General features: G+C 57.9%; 14 protein-coding genes. 1 reads left to right on the top strand and 13 read right to left on the bottom strand.

Annotated features, from left to right (window positions below; genetic code table 11):
• Positions 1-58: 58 nt before the first annotated feature.
• From deoD to ABLU50_RS07010, 13 genes are all read right to left on the bottom strand, one after another.
• On the bottom strand, positions 59-778 hold the full coding sequence (deoD, locus tag ABLU50_RS07070; protein ID WP_004886539.1) for a purine-nucleoside phosphorylase: 720 nt from the start codon (positions 776-778) through the stop codon (positions 59-61).
• Between the two features lie 103 nt (positions 779-881).
• Positions 882-2,105, bottom strand: coding sequence for a phosphopentomutase (deoB, locus tag ABLU50_RS07065; protein WP_004886536.1), 1,224 nt, complete (start codon positions 2,103-2,105; stop codon positions 882-884).
• 52 nt (positions 2,106-2,157) lie between these two features.
• Positions 2,158-3,480: a thymidine phosphorylase gene (gene deoA, locus ABLU50_RS07060; protein WP_087833133.1), complete on the bottom strand. Its 1,323-nt coding sequence runs from the start codon at positions 3,478-3,480 to the stop codon at positions 2,158-2,160.
• 109 nt (positions 3,481-3,589) lie between these two features.
• The gene (gene deoC / locus ABLU50_RS07055) at positions 3,590-4,369 is read right to left on the bottom strand and encodes a deoxyribose-phosphate aldolase (protein ID WP_004886530.1); all 780 of its coding nucleotides are present in this window, start codon (positions 4,367-4,369) and stop codon (positions 3,590-3,592) included.
• 415 nt (positions 4,370-4,784) lie between these two features.
• Positions 4,785-6,062: a NupC/NupG family nucleoside CNT transporter gene (locus ABLU50_RS07050; protein WP_017901232.1), complete on the bottom strand. Its 1,278-nt coding sequence runs from the start codon at positions 6,060-6,062 to the stop codon at positions 4,785-4,787.
• Between the two features lie 129 nt (positions 6,063-6,191).
• The gene (locus tag ABLU50_RS07045) at positions 6,192-6,986 is read right to left on the bottom strand and encodes a metal-dependent hydrolase (protein ID WP_017901233.1); all 795 of its coding nucleotides are present in this window, start codon (positions 6,984-6,986) and stop codon (positions 6,192-6,194) included.
• On the bottom strand, positions 6,983-8,056 hold the full coding sequence (locus tag ABLU50_RS07040; RefSeq protein WP_004886521.1) for a patatin family protein: 1,074 nt from the start codon (positions 8,054-8,056) through the stop codon (positions 6,983-6,985). Before ABLU50_RS07040 ends, ABLU50_RS07045 begins: the two co-directional genes overlap by 4 nt.
• 153 nt (positions 8,057-8,209) lie before the next feature.
• The gene (locus ABLU50_RS07035; protein WP_002887716.1) at positions 8,210-8,371 is read right to left on the bottom strand and encodes a DUF1328 family protein; all 162 of its coding nucleotides are present in this window, start codon (positions 8,369-8,371) and stop codon (positions 8,210-8,212) included.
• 129 nt (positions 8,372-8,500) lie between these two features.
• Positions 8,501-9,121, bottom strand: coding sequence for a molecular chaperone OsmY (gene osmY, locus ABLU50_RS07030; protein WP_017901234.1), 621 nt, complete (start codon positions 9,119-9,121; stop codon positions 8,501-8,503).
• A gap of 219 nt (positions 9,122-9,340) precedes the next feature.
• Positions 9,341-10,930 (bottom strand): peptide chain release factor 3, encoded by a 1,590-nt coding sequence (gene prfC, locus ABLU50_RS07025; protein ID WP_002887711.1) that lies wholly within the window; start codon positions 10,928-10,930, stop codon positions 9,341-9,343.
• 90 nt (positions 10,931-11,020) lie between these two features.
• A complete protein-coding gene (gene yjjG / locus ABLU50_RS07020; protein ID WP_087833134.1) occupies positions 11,021-11,698 on the bottom strand; it encodes a pyrimidine 5'-nucleotidase in 678 nt (225 codons plus the stop codon).
• 14 nt (positions 11,699-11,712) lie between these two features.
• Positions 11,713-12,159 carry a ribosomal protein S18-alanine N-acetyltransferase gene (rimI, locus tag ABLU50_RS07015; RefSeq protein ID WP_064151059.1) on the bottom strand — a complete coding sequence of 149 codons (447 nt, stop codon included), beginning with the start codon at positions 12,157-12,159 and terminating at the stop codon, positions 11,713-11,715.
• Positions 12,128-12,541, bottom strand: a complete 414-nt coding sequence (locus tag ABLU50_RS07010) for a DNA polymerase III subunit psi (protein WP_004886506.1) — start codon at positions 12,539-12,541, stop codon at positions 12,128-12,130. Before ABLU50_RS07010 ends, rimI begins: the two co-directional genes overlap by 32 nt.
• A 102-nt stretch (positions 12,542-12,643) precedes the next feature.
• On the opposite strand from ABLU50_RS07010, the gene rsmC reads away from it, so the two are divergent.
• Positions 12,644-13,672 (top strand): 16S rRNA (guanine(1207)-N(2))-methyltransferase RsmC, encoded by a 1,029-nt coding sequence (rsmC, locus tag ABLU50_RS07005; RefSeq protein ID WP_087833135.1) that lies wholly within the window; start codon positions 12,644-12,646, stop codon positions 13,670-13,672.
• Positions 13,673-13,897 lie beyond the last annotated feature (225 nt).

Raw genomic sequence — 13,897 nt, 5'->3', positions numbered from 1 at the left:
CCGGCCTACAGATTTGACTCAAGCCCGGTAAACAAAGCGCCACCGGGCTATACCACGCTTACTCCTGGTCGCCCAGCAGTACCGATTCCAGCGCGATTTTAATCATGTCGTTGAACGTGGTCTGACGCTCCGCGGCAGTGGTCTGCTCGTGGGTACGAATATGGTCAGACACGGTGCAGATGGTCAGCGCTTTCGCCCCGAACTCCGCCGCCACGCCGTAGATACCCGCCGCTTCCATTTCCACGCCCAGGATGCCGTATTTTTCCATCACGTCGAACATGGACGGGTCCGGGGTATAGAACAGGTCTGCGGAGAAGATGTTGCCGACGCGCGCGTCAACGCCCAACGCTTTCGCCGCGTCTACCGCGTTACGCACCATGCCGAAATCGGCAATCGCCGCGAAGTCATGGTCTTTAAAACGCAGACGGTTCACTTTGGAGTCGGTGCAAGCGCCCATGCCGATCACCACATCGCGCAGTTTGACGTCTTCGCGCACTGCGCCGCAGGAGCCGACGCGGATGATTTTCTTAACGCCGAAATCGGTGATCAGCTCTTTGGTGTAGATAGAGCAGGACGGGATACCCATCCCGTGGCCCATTACGGAGATTTTGCGGCCTTTATAGGTGCCGGTGAAGCCCAGCATGCCGCGCACGTTATTCACTTCACGCACGTCTTCGAGGAAGGTTTCGGCAATGTGCTTGGCGCGCAGCGGGTCGCCCGGCATCAAAACTACGTCAGCGAAATCGCCCATTTCTGCGTTAATGTGAGGAGTTGCCATCTTCAGTTCCTTTTATATTGTTGTTTTTGCCGGGTGGCGGCTACGCCTTACCCGGCCTACAAAATAGTAGGCCCGGATCGCTGTGCGCCACCGGGCAATGACCTCAGAACATGGCTTTGCCATATTCCATGTCAGACGTACCAAAGTATTTCGCGATAGTCTGGCCGATGTCCGCGAAGGTTTCACGGTGACCGAGCGAACCTGGTTTCACTTTCGGGCCGTACACCAGCACCGGAATATGCTCGCGGGTGTGGTCGGTACCGGTCCAGGTCGGGTCGCAGCCGTGGTCGGCGGTGAGGATCAGAATGTCGTCTTCCCCTACCAGCTCCATCAGCTCCGGCAGACGGCGGTCGAACAGTTCCAGACCCGCCGCGTAGCCGGCGACATCGCGACGGTGGCCCCAGGAGGAGTCAAAGTCGACGAAGTTGGTGAAGACGATAGTCTCGTCGCCAGCTTCCTTCATCTCTTTAATGGTTGCGTCGAACAGCGCGTCCAGCCCGGTGGCTTTCACTTTTTTGGTGATGCCGCAGTTGGCGTAGATATCCGCTATCTTACCGACGGACACCACGTGGCCGTTCTTCTCGTCAACCAGCTTCTGCAGCACGGTCGGCGCCGGCGGTTCGACCGCCAGATCGTGACGGTTGCCAGTACGCTGGAAGTTGCCGGCTTTATCGCCGATAAACGGACGGGCGATGACGCGGCCAATGTTGTAGCCGCCTTCGGTCAGCTCTTCACGGGCGATTTCGCACAGCTCATACAGTTTGTCGAGGCCAAAGGTCTCTTCATGACAGGCGATCTGGAATACGGAGTCAGCGGAGGTATAGAAAATCGGTTTCCCGGTTTTCATATGCTCTTCGCCGAGCTGATCGAGGATCACCGTCCCGGAAGAGTGGCAATTGCCGAGGTAGCCCGGCAGGTTGGCGCGTTTCACCAGCTTATCCAGCAGCTCCTGCGGGAAGCTGTTTTCGTGATCGCTGAAGTAGCCCCAGTCAAACAGTACCGGCACGCCAGCGATTTCCCAGTGGCCGGACGGCGTATCTTTACCAGAAGAGAGTTCATGCGCCCAGGCATAGGCGCCAATCACTTCGGCATTGCCATCCATTCCGGCGGCAATTTTACCGGTGGAGCCTTCATGCGCTTTCACCAGCCCCAGACGGGTCAGGTTCGGTAAATTCAGCGGGCCTTTGCGGCCGTGGTCAGCTTCGCCTTTGGCGCAGGCTTCCGCAATGTGGCCCAGCGTATCGGCGCCGACGTCGCCAAAGCGGTCTGCGTCTTCCGTTGCGCCAATCCCAAAGGAGTCCAGCACCATGATAAATGCACGTTTCATCTTGTTCTCCATACATCTTGCGCTGCAAAAAAGCGATCAGATCAGTATATCGCTATTCAGTGATACGGCGATAGACTGTCGGTGTAATTTCCGGAGCTTTATCGTCCAGTTTAATGGCCGCTTTGACCGCTTTCGCGGCCTCCTGCCAGCTGTTCTCGTCTTTGGCATGGATCACCGCCAGCGGACGCTGTCCGTCCACGCGGTCACCCAGACGCGCCATCTCGGTAAAGCCAACGCTATAGTCAATGGTGTCTGATGCCTGACGGCGGCCGCCGCCCATAGAAACCACTGCCATGCCCAGCGCGCGAGTGTCCATCGCGCTGATAAAACCTTCGGTATCAGCATAGACTGCTTTGCTCAGCATCGCCGTCGGCAGATAATGATCATAATTCTCGACAAAGTCGCTCGGTCCTTTCTGCGCCGCGACCATGCGACCAAAGACTTCCGCTGCTTTACCGTTATCCAGCACCGCCTGCAGCTTCGCCCGGGCTTCGGCGTCATCTTTCGCCAGACTGCCGGAAATCAGCATCTCCACACACAGCGCCATCGTCACGTCGAACAGGCGCGGGTTGCGGTATTCGCCGGTCAGGAACTGAACCGCTTCGCGAACTTCAACGGCGTTCCCGGCGCTGGAGGCCAGCACTTGGTTCATATCGGTCAGCAGCGCGGTGGTGCGCACGCCGGCGCCGTTGGCGACCCCGACGATCGCTTCCGCCAGCGCGGCGGAAAGCTCATAAGTCGGCATAAACGCGCCGCTGCCGACTTTAACGTCCATCACCAGCGCATCCAGCCCTTCCGCCAGCTTTTTGGCAAGGATCGAGGCGGTGATCAGCGGGATGGAGTCCACCGTCGCGGTAATATCGCGGGTGGCATAGAAACGTTTGTCCGCCGGAGCGAGGGAGCTGGTCTGCCCGATAATCGCCACGCCGACATCTTTAATAATCTCGCGGAAGCGGTTGTCGTCCGGGAAGATATCGAAGCCCGGGATGGCTTCCAGTTTATCCAGGGTACCGCCGGTATGGCCGAGGCCGCGGCCGGAAATCATCGGCACATAGCCGCCACAGGCGGCCACCATCGGCCCCAGCATCAGCGAAGTGACATCCCCGACGCCGCCGGTGGAGTGTTTATCGACGATCGGGCCGTTAAGGTTGAGGCTTTTCCAGTCCAGAACGGTACCGGAATCCCGCATCGCCATGGTCAGCGAAACGCGCTCCGGCATAGACATATCATGGAAGAAGATGGTCATCGCCAGCGCGGCGATCTGCCCTTCTGAGATAGTATTGTCGCGGATGCCGTTGATGAAAAAGCGGATCTCTTCATCGCTTAATGCCTGACCATCACGTTTTTTACGAATAATTTCTTGTGCGAGAAACACGGTAACCCCCATGAGGAATCGGGTGAATGGTGGCGGGTGGCGCTACGCTAACCCGCCCTACGATCCTGTAGGCCGGATAAGTGAAGCCTCATCCGGCAATGTCTGACAATCAGTAGCTGCTGGCGCTCTTGCCGTCGCCGTGGCCCAGGGCTTTCAACAGGCTGGCCAGCAGGCTGGAGGCGCCAAAGCGGTAGTGACGGGCATCGGCCCAGTCGGCGCCAAACAGCTCATCGGCGATCGCCAGGAACTGCTGCGCATCTTCCGCGCTGCGCACGCCGCCCGCCGGTTTGAAGCCAACGGTTTTCTCAACGCCCATATCACGAATGACTTCCATCATGATGCGCGCGCTTTCCGGCGTGGCATTCACCGGTACTTTACCGGTCGAGGTTTTGATGAAATCGGCCCCGGCTTTGATAGAGATTTCAGACGCTTTACGGATCAGCGCTTCTTCTTTCAGCTCACCGGTTTCGATGATCACTTTCAGCAGCACGTTGGCCGCCGCGCAGGCCTCTTTACAGGCTTTCACCAGCTCGAAGCCGACCTGTTCGTTACCGGCAATCAGCGCGCGGTACGGGAAAACCACGTCCACTTCATCAGCACCGTAAGCGATCGCCGCGCGGGTTTCCGCCAGCGCAATGTCGATATCGTCATTACCGTGCGGGAAGTTGGTGACCGTGGCGATGCGGATATCCGGCGTTCCCTGCTCGTTCAGCGTTTTACGGGCAATCGGGATGAAGCGCGGATAGATACAGACCGCCGCGGTGTTACCCACCGGGGTTTTCGCCTGATGACACAGGGCAATCACCTTCTCATTGGTGTCGTCGTCGTTCAGGGTGGTCAGGTCCATCAGTTTTAACGCGCGCAGGCTGCTTGCTTTTAAATCAGTCATTTCATACTCCGCCGGCGCAGTGCCGGTTCAATAGTTTGTTCACCTTGCGAGTCTGTTACTATTGTAACATTCACTCGCCGTTACACTTCGACATTCATCACAGTTAATGAAAACTACTTACTAATTTGCATTACTGTAATGTGATTTTAATCACGAAACATCAGTGCATACCGCGACAATTATCATCATGCCCCTCTTAAGCATAATCAAAACTCTGCAACCAATGAGGATGTGACAATTCTAACACATAATGACAGCGCCACTCGACAACGTGGCGCACATTTTGTCCGCACTGCCGGTGAAAAAATGATTATCATTTGAAATGTAAATAGTTTCTCTGAAAATCAGAAATGATGGAATTTTCACAAACTCAATAAAACCAGCGACGCGACGGCCGCTGGTTCAGGTAACAGGTTTAGAGGGCGAGGAAAACCCCGGCGATGGTGGCGCTCATCAGGTTAGACAGCGTCCCCGCCGCCACCGCACGCAGCCCAAGCTGGGCGATATCCTGACGCCTGTTGGGTGCCATCCCCCCGAGGCCGCCAATCAGGATGGCGATCGATGACAGATTGGCGAATCCGCATAGCGCGAAAGAGATAATGGCTTTGGTGTGATCTGAAATGACCTGCAGCCCGGCCGCCGCCACCTCAGCGTCCGCCTTCAGATACTCGCCAAAGTTCATATAGGCCACGAACTCGTTAATGATCAGCTTCTGGCCGATAAACGACCCCGCTACCGTCGCTTCGTGCCACGGCACGCCGATCACCCACGCCAGCGGTGAGAAGACCCAGCCGAGGATCATCTGCAGCGACAGCTCCGGATGGTTAAACCAGCCGCCGACGCCGGACAGAATGCCGTTCAGCAGAGCGATCAGCGCAATAAACGCCAGCAGCATTGCGCCGACGTTGAGCGCCAGCTGCATACCAGACGCGGCGCCGGAGGCGGCGGCGTCCAGCACGTTGGCCGGTTTATCCGCATCCGCGCTCTGGCGGTCATGAGCTGGGTTATCGTCCGGTTTCTCCGTTTCCGGTACGATAATTTTGGCAAACAGCAGTCCACCCGGCGCCGCCATAAACGACGCGGCAATCAGGTACTCCAGCGGAACGCCCATCTGCGCATAGCCCGCCAGCACGGAACCCGCCACCGAGGCCAGGCCGCCGCACATGACCGCAAACAGCTCCGAGCGGGTCATGGTGGCGATATAAGGACGCACCACCAGCGGCGCTTCGGTCTGACCAACGAAGATGTTCGCCGTGGCCGACAGCGACTCGGTACGCGAGGTCTTCAGAACCGCCCGCAGCGCGCCGCCGAGAATGCGAATGACCAGCTGCATAATGCCCAGGTAGTAAAGCACGGCAATCAGCGACGAGAAGAAAACGATCACCGGCAGCACGCGCAGGGCAAAGACGAAGCCGCCGCCGCCAAATACCTCGAACATTTTATCGGAAACCAGCCCGCCGAAGATGAAACTAATCCCTTCATTGCCGTAGGCAATAACGCTGGCGACGCCGTTCGACATCGCTAACAGCGCCGAGCGCCCGGCCGGTACATACAATATTAACGCGCCGATACCCACCTGGATTATCCAGGCGCCGAGCACGGTACGCAGGTTAATGGCTTTTCGATTATTGGAGAGCAGCACAGCAATGGCCAACAGCGCCACCATGCCGATAAGTCCCATGAGGATTTGCATACAGATTCCCTGTGTTTTGATAGTCCAGCACTAACGGCGTGATTATATCGGCCCGAAACTATCCTGCCCGCCTGGCTTCACACATTTTAAGCAAATCAATGATATGGATGGACAATTATGAGAATTCGATCACCATACAGTGGCTGAGGGTAAGGAAAACAAGGCGAGTGTGTTGCGCATTATCCCTTCGGCTATAGCTGCCGGAGGCTCAGGGCGCAGTTCGCACAGGGCCTCAAATACCCGCGCAGCTTGCTCCGGGCGATTGGGCAGTCCCTGAAAGCCATTGAGCGGCATATCCGGGGCATCGGTCTCCAGCAGCAGGGCTGAAAGCGGCAGACGCGCCATCACCTCGCGGGTTTTGCTGGCGCGGGGATAGGTAATGGTGCCGCCAACGCCGATCTTATAGCCAAGCTGCACAAAGCGCTCGGCCTGCTGCAGACTGCCGGCGAAGCCATGTACCACCCCAGTACGCGGCAGGGCATGTTTTTTCAGCAGCATCGCCAGCTTATCGTGGGTGCGTCGGGAGTGGAGAATCACCGGCAGATCGTAACGCTTCGCCAGACGCAGCTGCGCTTCCAGCAGCGCCTGCTGACGATCGAACTGCGGCTCGTCGCGATAGAGATCGAGACCAATCTCCCCCACCGCCACCAGTTTTGGCGGGCGCTGCGCCAGCGACGCCTCCAGTTGCGCCAGCCCCTCATCGGTATGCTGCTCAATGACAATCGGATGCAGGCCCAGCGCGGCATACAGCGCCTCGTGCTGCGCCGCCAGCGCCAGCACGCGGCTAAAACGCTCAGCGGAGATGGCCGGAACGATAATTCGTCCGACGCCGGCCTGCGCCGCACGCGCCAGGCTGGCGACCTCATCTTCCGCGAAGGGGGGAAAATCGAAGTGGCAGTGGGTATCGATAAAACGGTGCGTCACGCCAGATCCTCATGATTAAAGCTTGCGTCATTGGCCTGCGGCGCAGCGATGATGGTCGCCTGCGGCGCTTCATTGGCCACCGGCACCGGCGGCACCACCACCGGCGAGGGCCGGGCAACACGCGGCGCGTGGCGCAACAGCGGCGGCCGGTCAGCCAGCAGTTTACCCACGGTGGCCAGGAAATAACGGCCGCACTGGCGTCCGGTTTTGTAGTCCTCCAGCAGCGCCGGCAGTCGGCTGCCAAGCGCCATGCTGCGCAGCGGCCGCTGGGGATAGATTTCGAAGATCCGCAGCTTACCGGGCGGTTTCTCGATGAACTGCTGGATGGCGCGATAGGTGGTTTCGTGGTGATGCACCAGATTGACCAGCGGCTGCAGGCTGCTCTCCCCCAGCCAGCGCTCCATCCGCTTAAACCACTCCGGGGTATAAAACATCTGCGAGGGGACGGTGCGGATCACCACGATGGTCTGAGCGCCGCGGCGGGCCGCCTCCTGAACCGGGATCGCATCGCTGACGCCGCCGTCAAGGTAGCTGACGCCGTCAAGCAATACGCCGCTGCGATAAAATCCAGGGATGGCGCTGGAGGCGCGGATCAGATCCAGCCAGGTTTGCGGCGTTGGTGAAAAATAGCTGGCGGAGTAATCGTCGCCGCGACAGGCGCACATCCACAGCTCTTTTCCCTGCGCGAACTGCGTTTCAGCATAGTTCATGGCCAGCGGCATCTGCTGCGAGGTGGCCTCGACCAGCCAGTCGAGATCGATAAGGTTGCCGCCGCGCACAAAGCGCATCGGATCGAAAAACTGGCGTGAGGTGGTGTAGCGGGTGATGACTTTGCGGGCATAGCCTTGCTGATTACACATGTAGGCGGAGAGGTTTTGCGCCCCCGCGGAGGTCCCCAGCATCAGGTCAAAGGGGTTAAATCCGGCGCGCATGAATTCGTCCAGAACCCCGGCGGTGAAAATCCCTCGCTGTCCCCCGCCTTCACACACCAGCGCCAGCTTGCCTGGTCGGAAGGGTTTAACCGCCAGCGGGGCGATATTGCCCAGCGTGACGGGAATGCGTTGCCCCACCCTGCTTTCCTGTTCGATTGGTCTTCTCCTGACAAGGTAACGCAATTTGCCCGCCGCTTAAACCGCGAAAGCCAGTCCGCAGGACTGGCTTTGTGTAAGACGACGTGTCAGTAAAAATGCTCAGGCCTCAGCATCGCCCGCATCGCGGGCCACCTAAGGACGTCTGCGTCCAGTAAACAGGCTCACCAGGAACAGGATAATCCCGACGACAAAGACGATTTTCGCGGCGCCAGCGGCAGTACCCGCCAGACCACCGAAGCCCAGGGCCGCAGCAATTAATGCAATGACCAGAAAAATAATTCCCCATCGAAACATACTTTTCTCCTTACCATAATGGACGGTGAACAGCGGTTTGCGCACCCTTTCTGTCTAGCTCATCGCTCAGTGGATGCTGCTATTCGTTCGGCAACCTTGGCCAGACAACACTTTTGTTAATAACTCGATTTACTTCACGCTAAGATCGTTGCGGACGCTTTTCACACCGGAGACCGCTTTCGCAATCTCTGCGGCGCGCTCAGCCTGCGCAGCGGAAGCCACCGTACCGGTCAGATGCACGGCGCCGGCGTTAGTTTCTACTTTCACATTGCGCGAAGGGACAATGTCATCCGCCAGCAGCTTGGCTTTCACTTCGCTGGTAATAGCGGTATCCCCGGCATAGCCTTTCAGCGTCGCCGTCTCGCTCGACGATTTGTGCTGCACCGTCAGTTTGTCGTTAACCTGAGAGACGCCTTCGACCGCTTTTGCCACGCTCAGCGCCTGACTTTTCTGTTCAGCACTGGTGACGTCGCCGCTGAGGGTGACCACTTTGTTTTCCGTTTTCACCGAAATATCGCCGGAGTTAATATCCTTATGGTCGATCAGCGCCGCCTTTACCCGCGCGGTAATGGTGCTGTCGTCCATAAAATCGCCGACTTTATTAATCGAATTGTCTACCGCCTCTCCCGCATTGCTGGCAGCTGACTTCGCACTGTCTACCGTTGTTTTTTCCGTCTCTGCCGAGGCGTTCAACGCGGCTAAGCCTAAGAAGAGCGCCAGCAACATATTGGCATTCTTTAGTCTGGTCATCGTGATGTCCTCGTTTTTTCACCAGCGCTGGCGTCTTATCGCAGTGAATTACGCCAGCATTTTTAAAAACACGAATTAAATATAGTAGACAGGCGAAGGGGTTGCGGAGGATATGGATAAAAAACAGACGAATTAGCGGCGTTTTAAGAACTTTCCAGAAGGAAGGAAGCGCGGGCAGAAGAAGAAAAAAGCGCGGCCTGCGCCGCGCTTCGTCAGGGATTAGTGCTCGCGCGTTTTGCGGAACACCACGTCAGGATAACGCTCCTGCGTCAGGTTCAGGTTGACCATCGTCGGAGCGATGTAGGTCAGGTTATCGCCGCCATCCAGTGCCAGCTGAACTTCGTTTTTACGCTTGAACTCTTCGAATTTCTTCACGTCAGTGGATTCAACCCAGCGCGCGGTGGCCACGTTGACCGATTCGTAAATCGCTTCCACGTTGTATTCGCTTTTCAGGCGCGCCACGACGACGTCAAACTGCAACACCCCCACGGCGCCGACGATCAGATCGTTATTGGCGATCGGACGGAAGACCTGCACCGCGCCCTCTTCAGAGAGCTGAACCAGCCCTTTCAGCAGCTGTTTCTGCTTCAGCGGATCCTTCAGGCGAATACGACGGAACAGTTCCGGTGCGAAGTTCGGAATACCGGTGAACTTCATCATCTCGCCCTGGGTGAAGGTATCGCCAATCTGAATGGTGCCGTGGTTATGCAGGCCGATAATATCCCCAGGATAGGCTTCCTCGACGTGTGAACGGTCGCCGGCCATAAAGGTCAGCGCGTCGGAGATCACCACGTCTTTACCGATGCGCACCTGACGCAGCTTCATGCCTTTCTCATATTTACCTGACACCACGCGCATGAAAGCCACGCGGTCGCGGTGTTTCGGGTCCATATTGGCCTGAATTTTAAACACGAAGCCAGTGAACTTCTCTTCCGTGGCGGTGACTTCACGGGTGTCGGTGTTACGCGGCATCGGCGCCGGCGCCCACTCCACCAGGCCATCCAGCATATGGTCAACGCCGAAGTTACCTAACGCGGTCCCGAAGAACACTGGGGTGATTTCCCCGGCCAGGAACAGATCTTTATCGAACTCGTTCGACGCGCCCTGCACCAGCTCCAGCTCGTCACGCAGCTGCTGCGCGAGATCTTCCCCCACCGCCGCGTCAAGATCCGGGTTGTTGAGCCCCTTCACGATGCGCACTTCCTGGATGGTATGGCCTTTACCGGTCTGATACAGGTAGGTTTCATCTTTGTAGAGATGATAGACGCCCTTGAACAACTTACCGCAGCCGATAGGCCAGGTAATCGGCGCGCAGCCAATTTTCAGCTCGTTCTCGACTTCATCCAGCAGCTCCATCGGATCGCGGATATCACGGTCGAGTTTGTTCATAAAAGTGAGGATCGGCGTATCGCGCAGACGGGTGACTTCCATCAGCTTACGGGTCCGATCTTCGACGCCTTTTGCCGCGTCAATCACCATCAGGCAGCAGTCCACCGCCGTCAGGGTACGGTAGGTATCTTCGGAGAAGTCTTCGTGCCCCGGGGTATCCAGCAGGTTCACCAGGCAGTCATGATACGGGAACTGCATTACCGAGGTGGTGATCGAGATACCACGCTGCTTTTCCATCTCCATCCAGTCGGATTTCGCGTGCTGGCTGGAGCCACGGCCTTTTACGGTACCGGCGGTCTGAATCGCCTGTCCGAACAGCAGCACCTTTTCGGTGATGGTGGTCTTACCGGCATCCGGGTGAGAGATAATGGCAAAAGTGCGGCGTTTGGCCACCTCTTGCAGATAAGGAGACAACGTCATAATTAATCTTCTAAGTAAACGCGGCCATGGGCCACGCATGTGGAATACGAAAAATTGCGGCTATTTTACCCATCAACGGGGGGGAGGCAATCAGTGTTTACACAGGAGCTGCTCCAGTTCGCTTAACGAGGTCACCGTCCAGTCCGGCTCGAGATCCGCCGGCAGCTCGCGCTGATGCGCATTGAGCCAGCAGGTCGCCAGTCCGGCGTTCACGCCGCCGCGAATATCCGACTCGGCGGTATCGCCGACCATCAGCACCCGCGAGCGCGGTGGGTTACCCGCCTTCGCCAGCGCGTAATCGAAAATGCGCGCGTCCGGTTTAGCGACGCCCACTTCTTCAGAAATAATTAGCAAATCAAAGTGATCGCGTAAACCGGTCCGCTCCATACGAGTCTGCTGCAGCGAGGTAAAGCCGTTGGTGATGATGCCCATTTTGACCTTGCCCTGCAGCGCGTTGAGCAGAGAGACCGCACCCGGCAGCGGCGCGCAGATTTCCGCCATCGCATTCATAAACGCGTCGTTGAGCTCCCCCGGCGGCACATTCAAACGTTGCGCCCAGTTGTCAAAACGCTGGTGCTGCAGCTGCAGCGAGGTGATGGCGCCGTTTTGGTAATCCACCCATAGCGGCTTATTCACGGCCTGATAGTCCTGAAAATCTTCGGCGGTAAAGGTCACGCTGTAGTCGAGAAACATCCGCTGTAAGCCGCTGAAAGAATCAAACGTAAACAGCGTTTCATCGGCATCAAAGAAAATCCAGTCCCATTTCATCGTATCACCTTGTCTTACATACTGATTGGCAGAGCCATAATAATGGCGTCTTCGCGCCCGTCGGCCGTCGGGTAGTAGTTGCGGCGAATCGTCGCTTCATTGAAGCCTAAGCTTTCATACAGCGCGAGGGCGGCAACGTTGGAGGCGCGCACCTCCAGCCATAGCGTGACGACGCCGAGCTTTTCGACTTCATCAATGACATGTTCCAGCAGCGCTCGCCCCAGGCCACGGCGCTGGTAAGCGGGATCGACAGCGATATTGAACAGCGTCGCCTCATCCAGCACCACTTGCGTAATGGCGAAAGCCGCCATTTCGCCATCCACCGACAGCTGATAGTTGCGATAGCGTTCCCCCTGGTTACTGGCCAGGGTCTGTTCGCTCCACGGGAAAGCGTGGGCGCGGGTTTCGATTTGCCAGGCTCGGGTTAAATCAGCCGTGCTGAGGGTAGAAATCGTGTTCATGTGCGCAGATTTGTTGCCAGAGCGCCCTGCGAGCCGGCGCGCTGGTCTGGAGTTCATCAAAAGCGGGGGTGGACACCTGGGCGCCCGCCAGCGGCAGCGACGCCTCTGTGCCCAACCGCCAGCTGTTACAGCGGCTGTCCTGCGGCAGCATCGCCACCCGCTCCGGGGTCAGCTGCAGGACCTGATCTGGCGTTACGGCCAGCGCGCGCAATACGTCGCCAATCAGCGGCTCTGTCAGCGACGGCGGGGTTTCCGCCACCATCACCAAACGAATATGTTCAGGAAGCGAGATAGCGATTTCGCCCTGTAACGCCCCCGGTCGGCGCAGCGACCACTGGGTAATGCCCAGCTGCTGTAGTTGCCAGTCTCGTCGGGATGTCATAGCGAAACACTCCTGTTAAACAAGCGCGCAATATAGCAAATCCGTCGTATCTGCGCCAACAAACTACTATAATCGGCGCCAGTCTTAATGAAGGAGTGTTTCATGTCCGCTTTTACCCCGGCAAGTGAAGTCTTGCTGCGCCACAGTGATGATTTCGAGTCCGCCCGCGTTCTGTTTGCCGGTGACCTGCAGGATGACCTGCCTGCGCGTCTGGATACCGCGGCCAGCCGCGCCCACACCCAGCAGTTCCACCACTGGCAGGTCCTCAGCCGCCAGATGGGTGACACCGTCCGTTTTAGCTTAGTGGCTGAGGCGGCTGACGTCGCCGAGTGCGACACCCTGATCTACTACTGGCCAAAGAACAAACCAGAGGCGCAGTTCCAGCTGATGAACCTGCTCTCTCTGCTGCCGGTGGGAAGCGACATTTTCGTCGTCGGTGAAAACCGCAGCGGCGTCCGCAGCGCGGAGCAGATGCTGGCTGAATACGCGCCATTAAACAAAGTGGATAGCGCTCGCCGCTGTGGCCTCTATCATGGCCGTCTGGAAAAGCAGCCCGCCTTCGACGCCGAAGCTTTCTGGGGCGAATACACACTGGATAATCTGACGATTAAAACCCTACCGGGCGTCTTCAGCCGCGACGGTCTGGACGTCGGCAGCCAGCTGCTGCTCTCCACCCTCGAGCCGCATACCAAAGGGAAAGTGCTGGACGTCGGCTGCGGCGCGGGTGTGCTGGCCGCCGCGCTGGCCAGCCATTCGCCGAAAGTGCGCCTCACCCTGTGCGACGTCAGCGCCCCGGCGGTTGAAGCCAGCCGCGCGACGCTTGCCGCTAACGACCTGGCTGGCGATGTGTTTGCCAGCAACGTCTTCTCCGAGGTCAATGGCCGCTTCGACATGATCATCTCCAACCCGCCATTCCATGACGGCCTGCAGACCAGCCTCGAAGCCGCCCAGGCGCTGATCCGCGGCGCGGTTCGCCATCTCAACAGCGGCGGCGAGCTGCGCATTGTCGCCAACGCCTTCCTGCCGTATCCGCAGGTGCTGGATGAGACGTTCGGCTTCCATGAGGTGATCGCCCAGACCGGACGTTTTAAGGTCTATCGCACCATCATGACCCGTCAGGCGAAAAAATAATCGTCTTTTCACGCCGGCGGCCCGCTCCTGGTGCCGCTGGCGCTTCCTGCGGGCAAATCCGCCCATTTTTGCAGCAATCGATACAACCTGCATAATTAACTATTGACGTGTCGCCGAAAACCACTAGAATGCGCCTCCGTGGTAACGATACTTTCATAGTGTCGATGGTATGCGAAGGTGGCGGAATTGGTAGACGCGCTAGCTTCAGGTGTTAGTGTCCTTACG

Origin of the sequence: Klebsiella sp. GG_Kp173 (genome assembly GCF_040062415.1) — a bacterium.
GTDB lineage: Bacteria > Pseudomonadota > Gammaproteobacteria > Enterobacterales > Enterobacteriaceae > Klebsiella > Klebsiella quasipneumoniae.
Note: the sequence above shows the minus strand (reverse complement) of the source record. Positions and strands in the feature narration are given on the sequence as shown.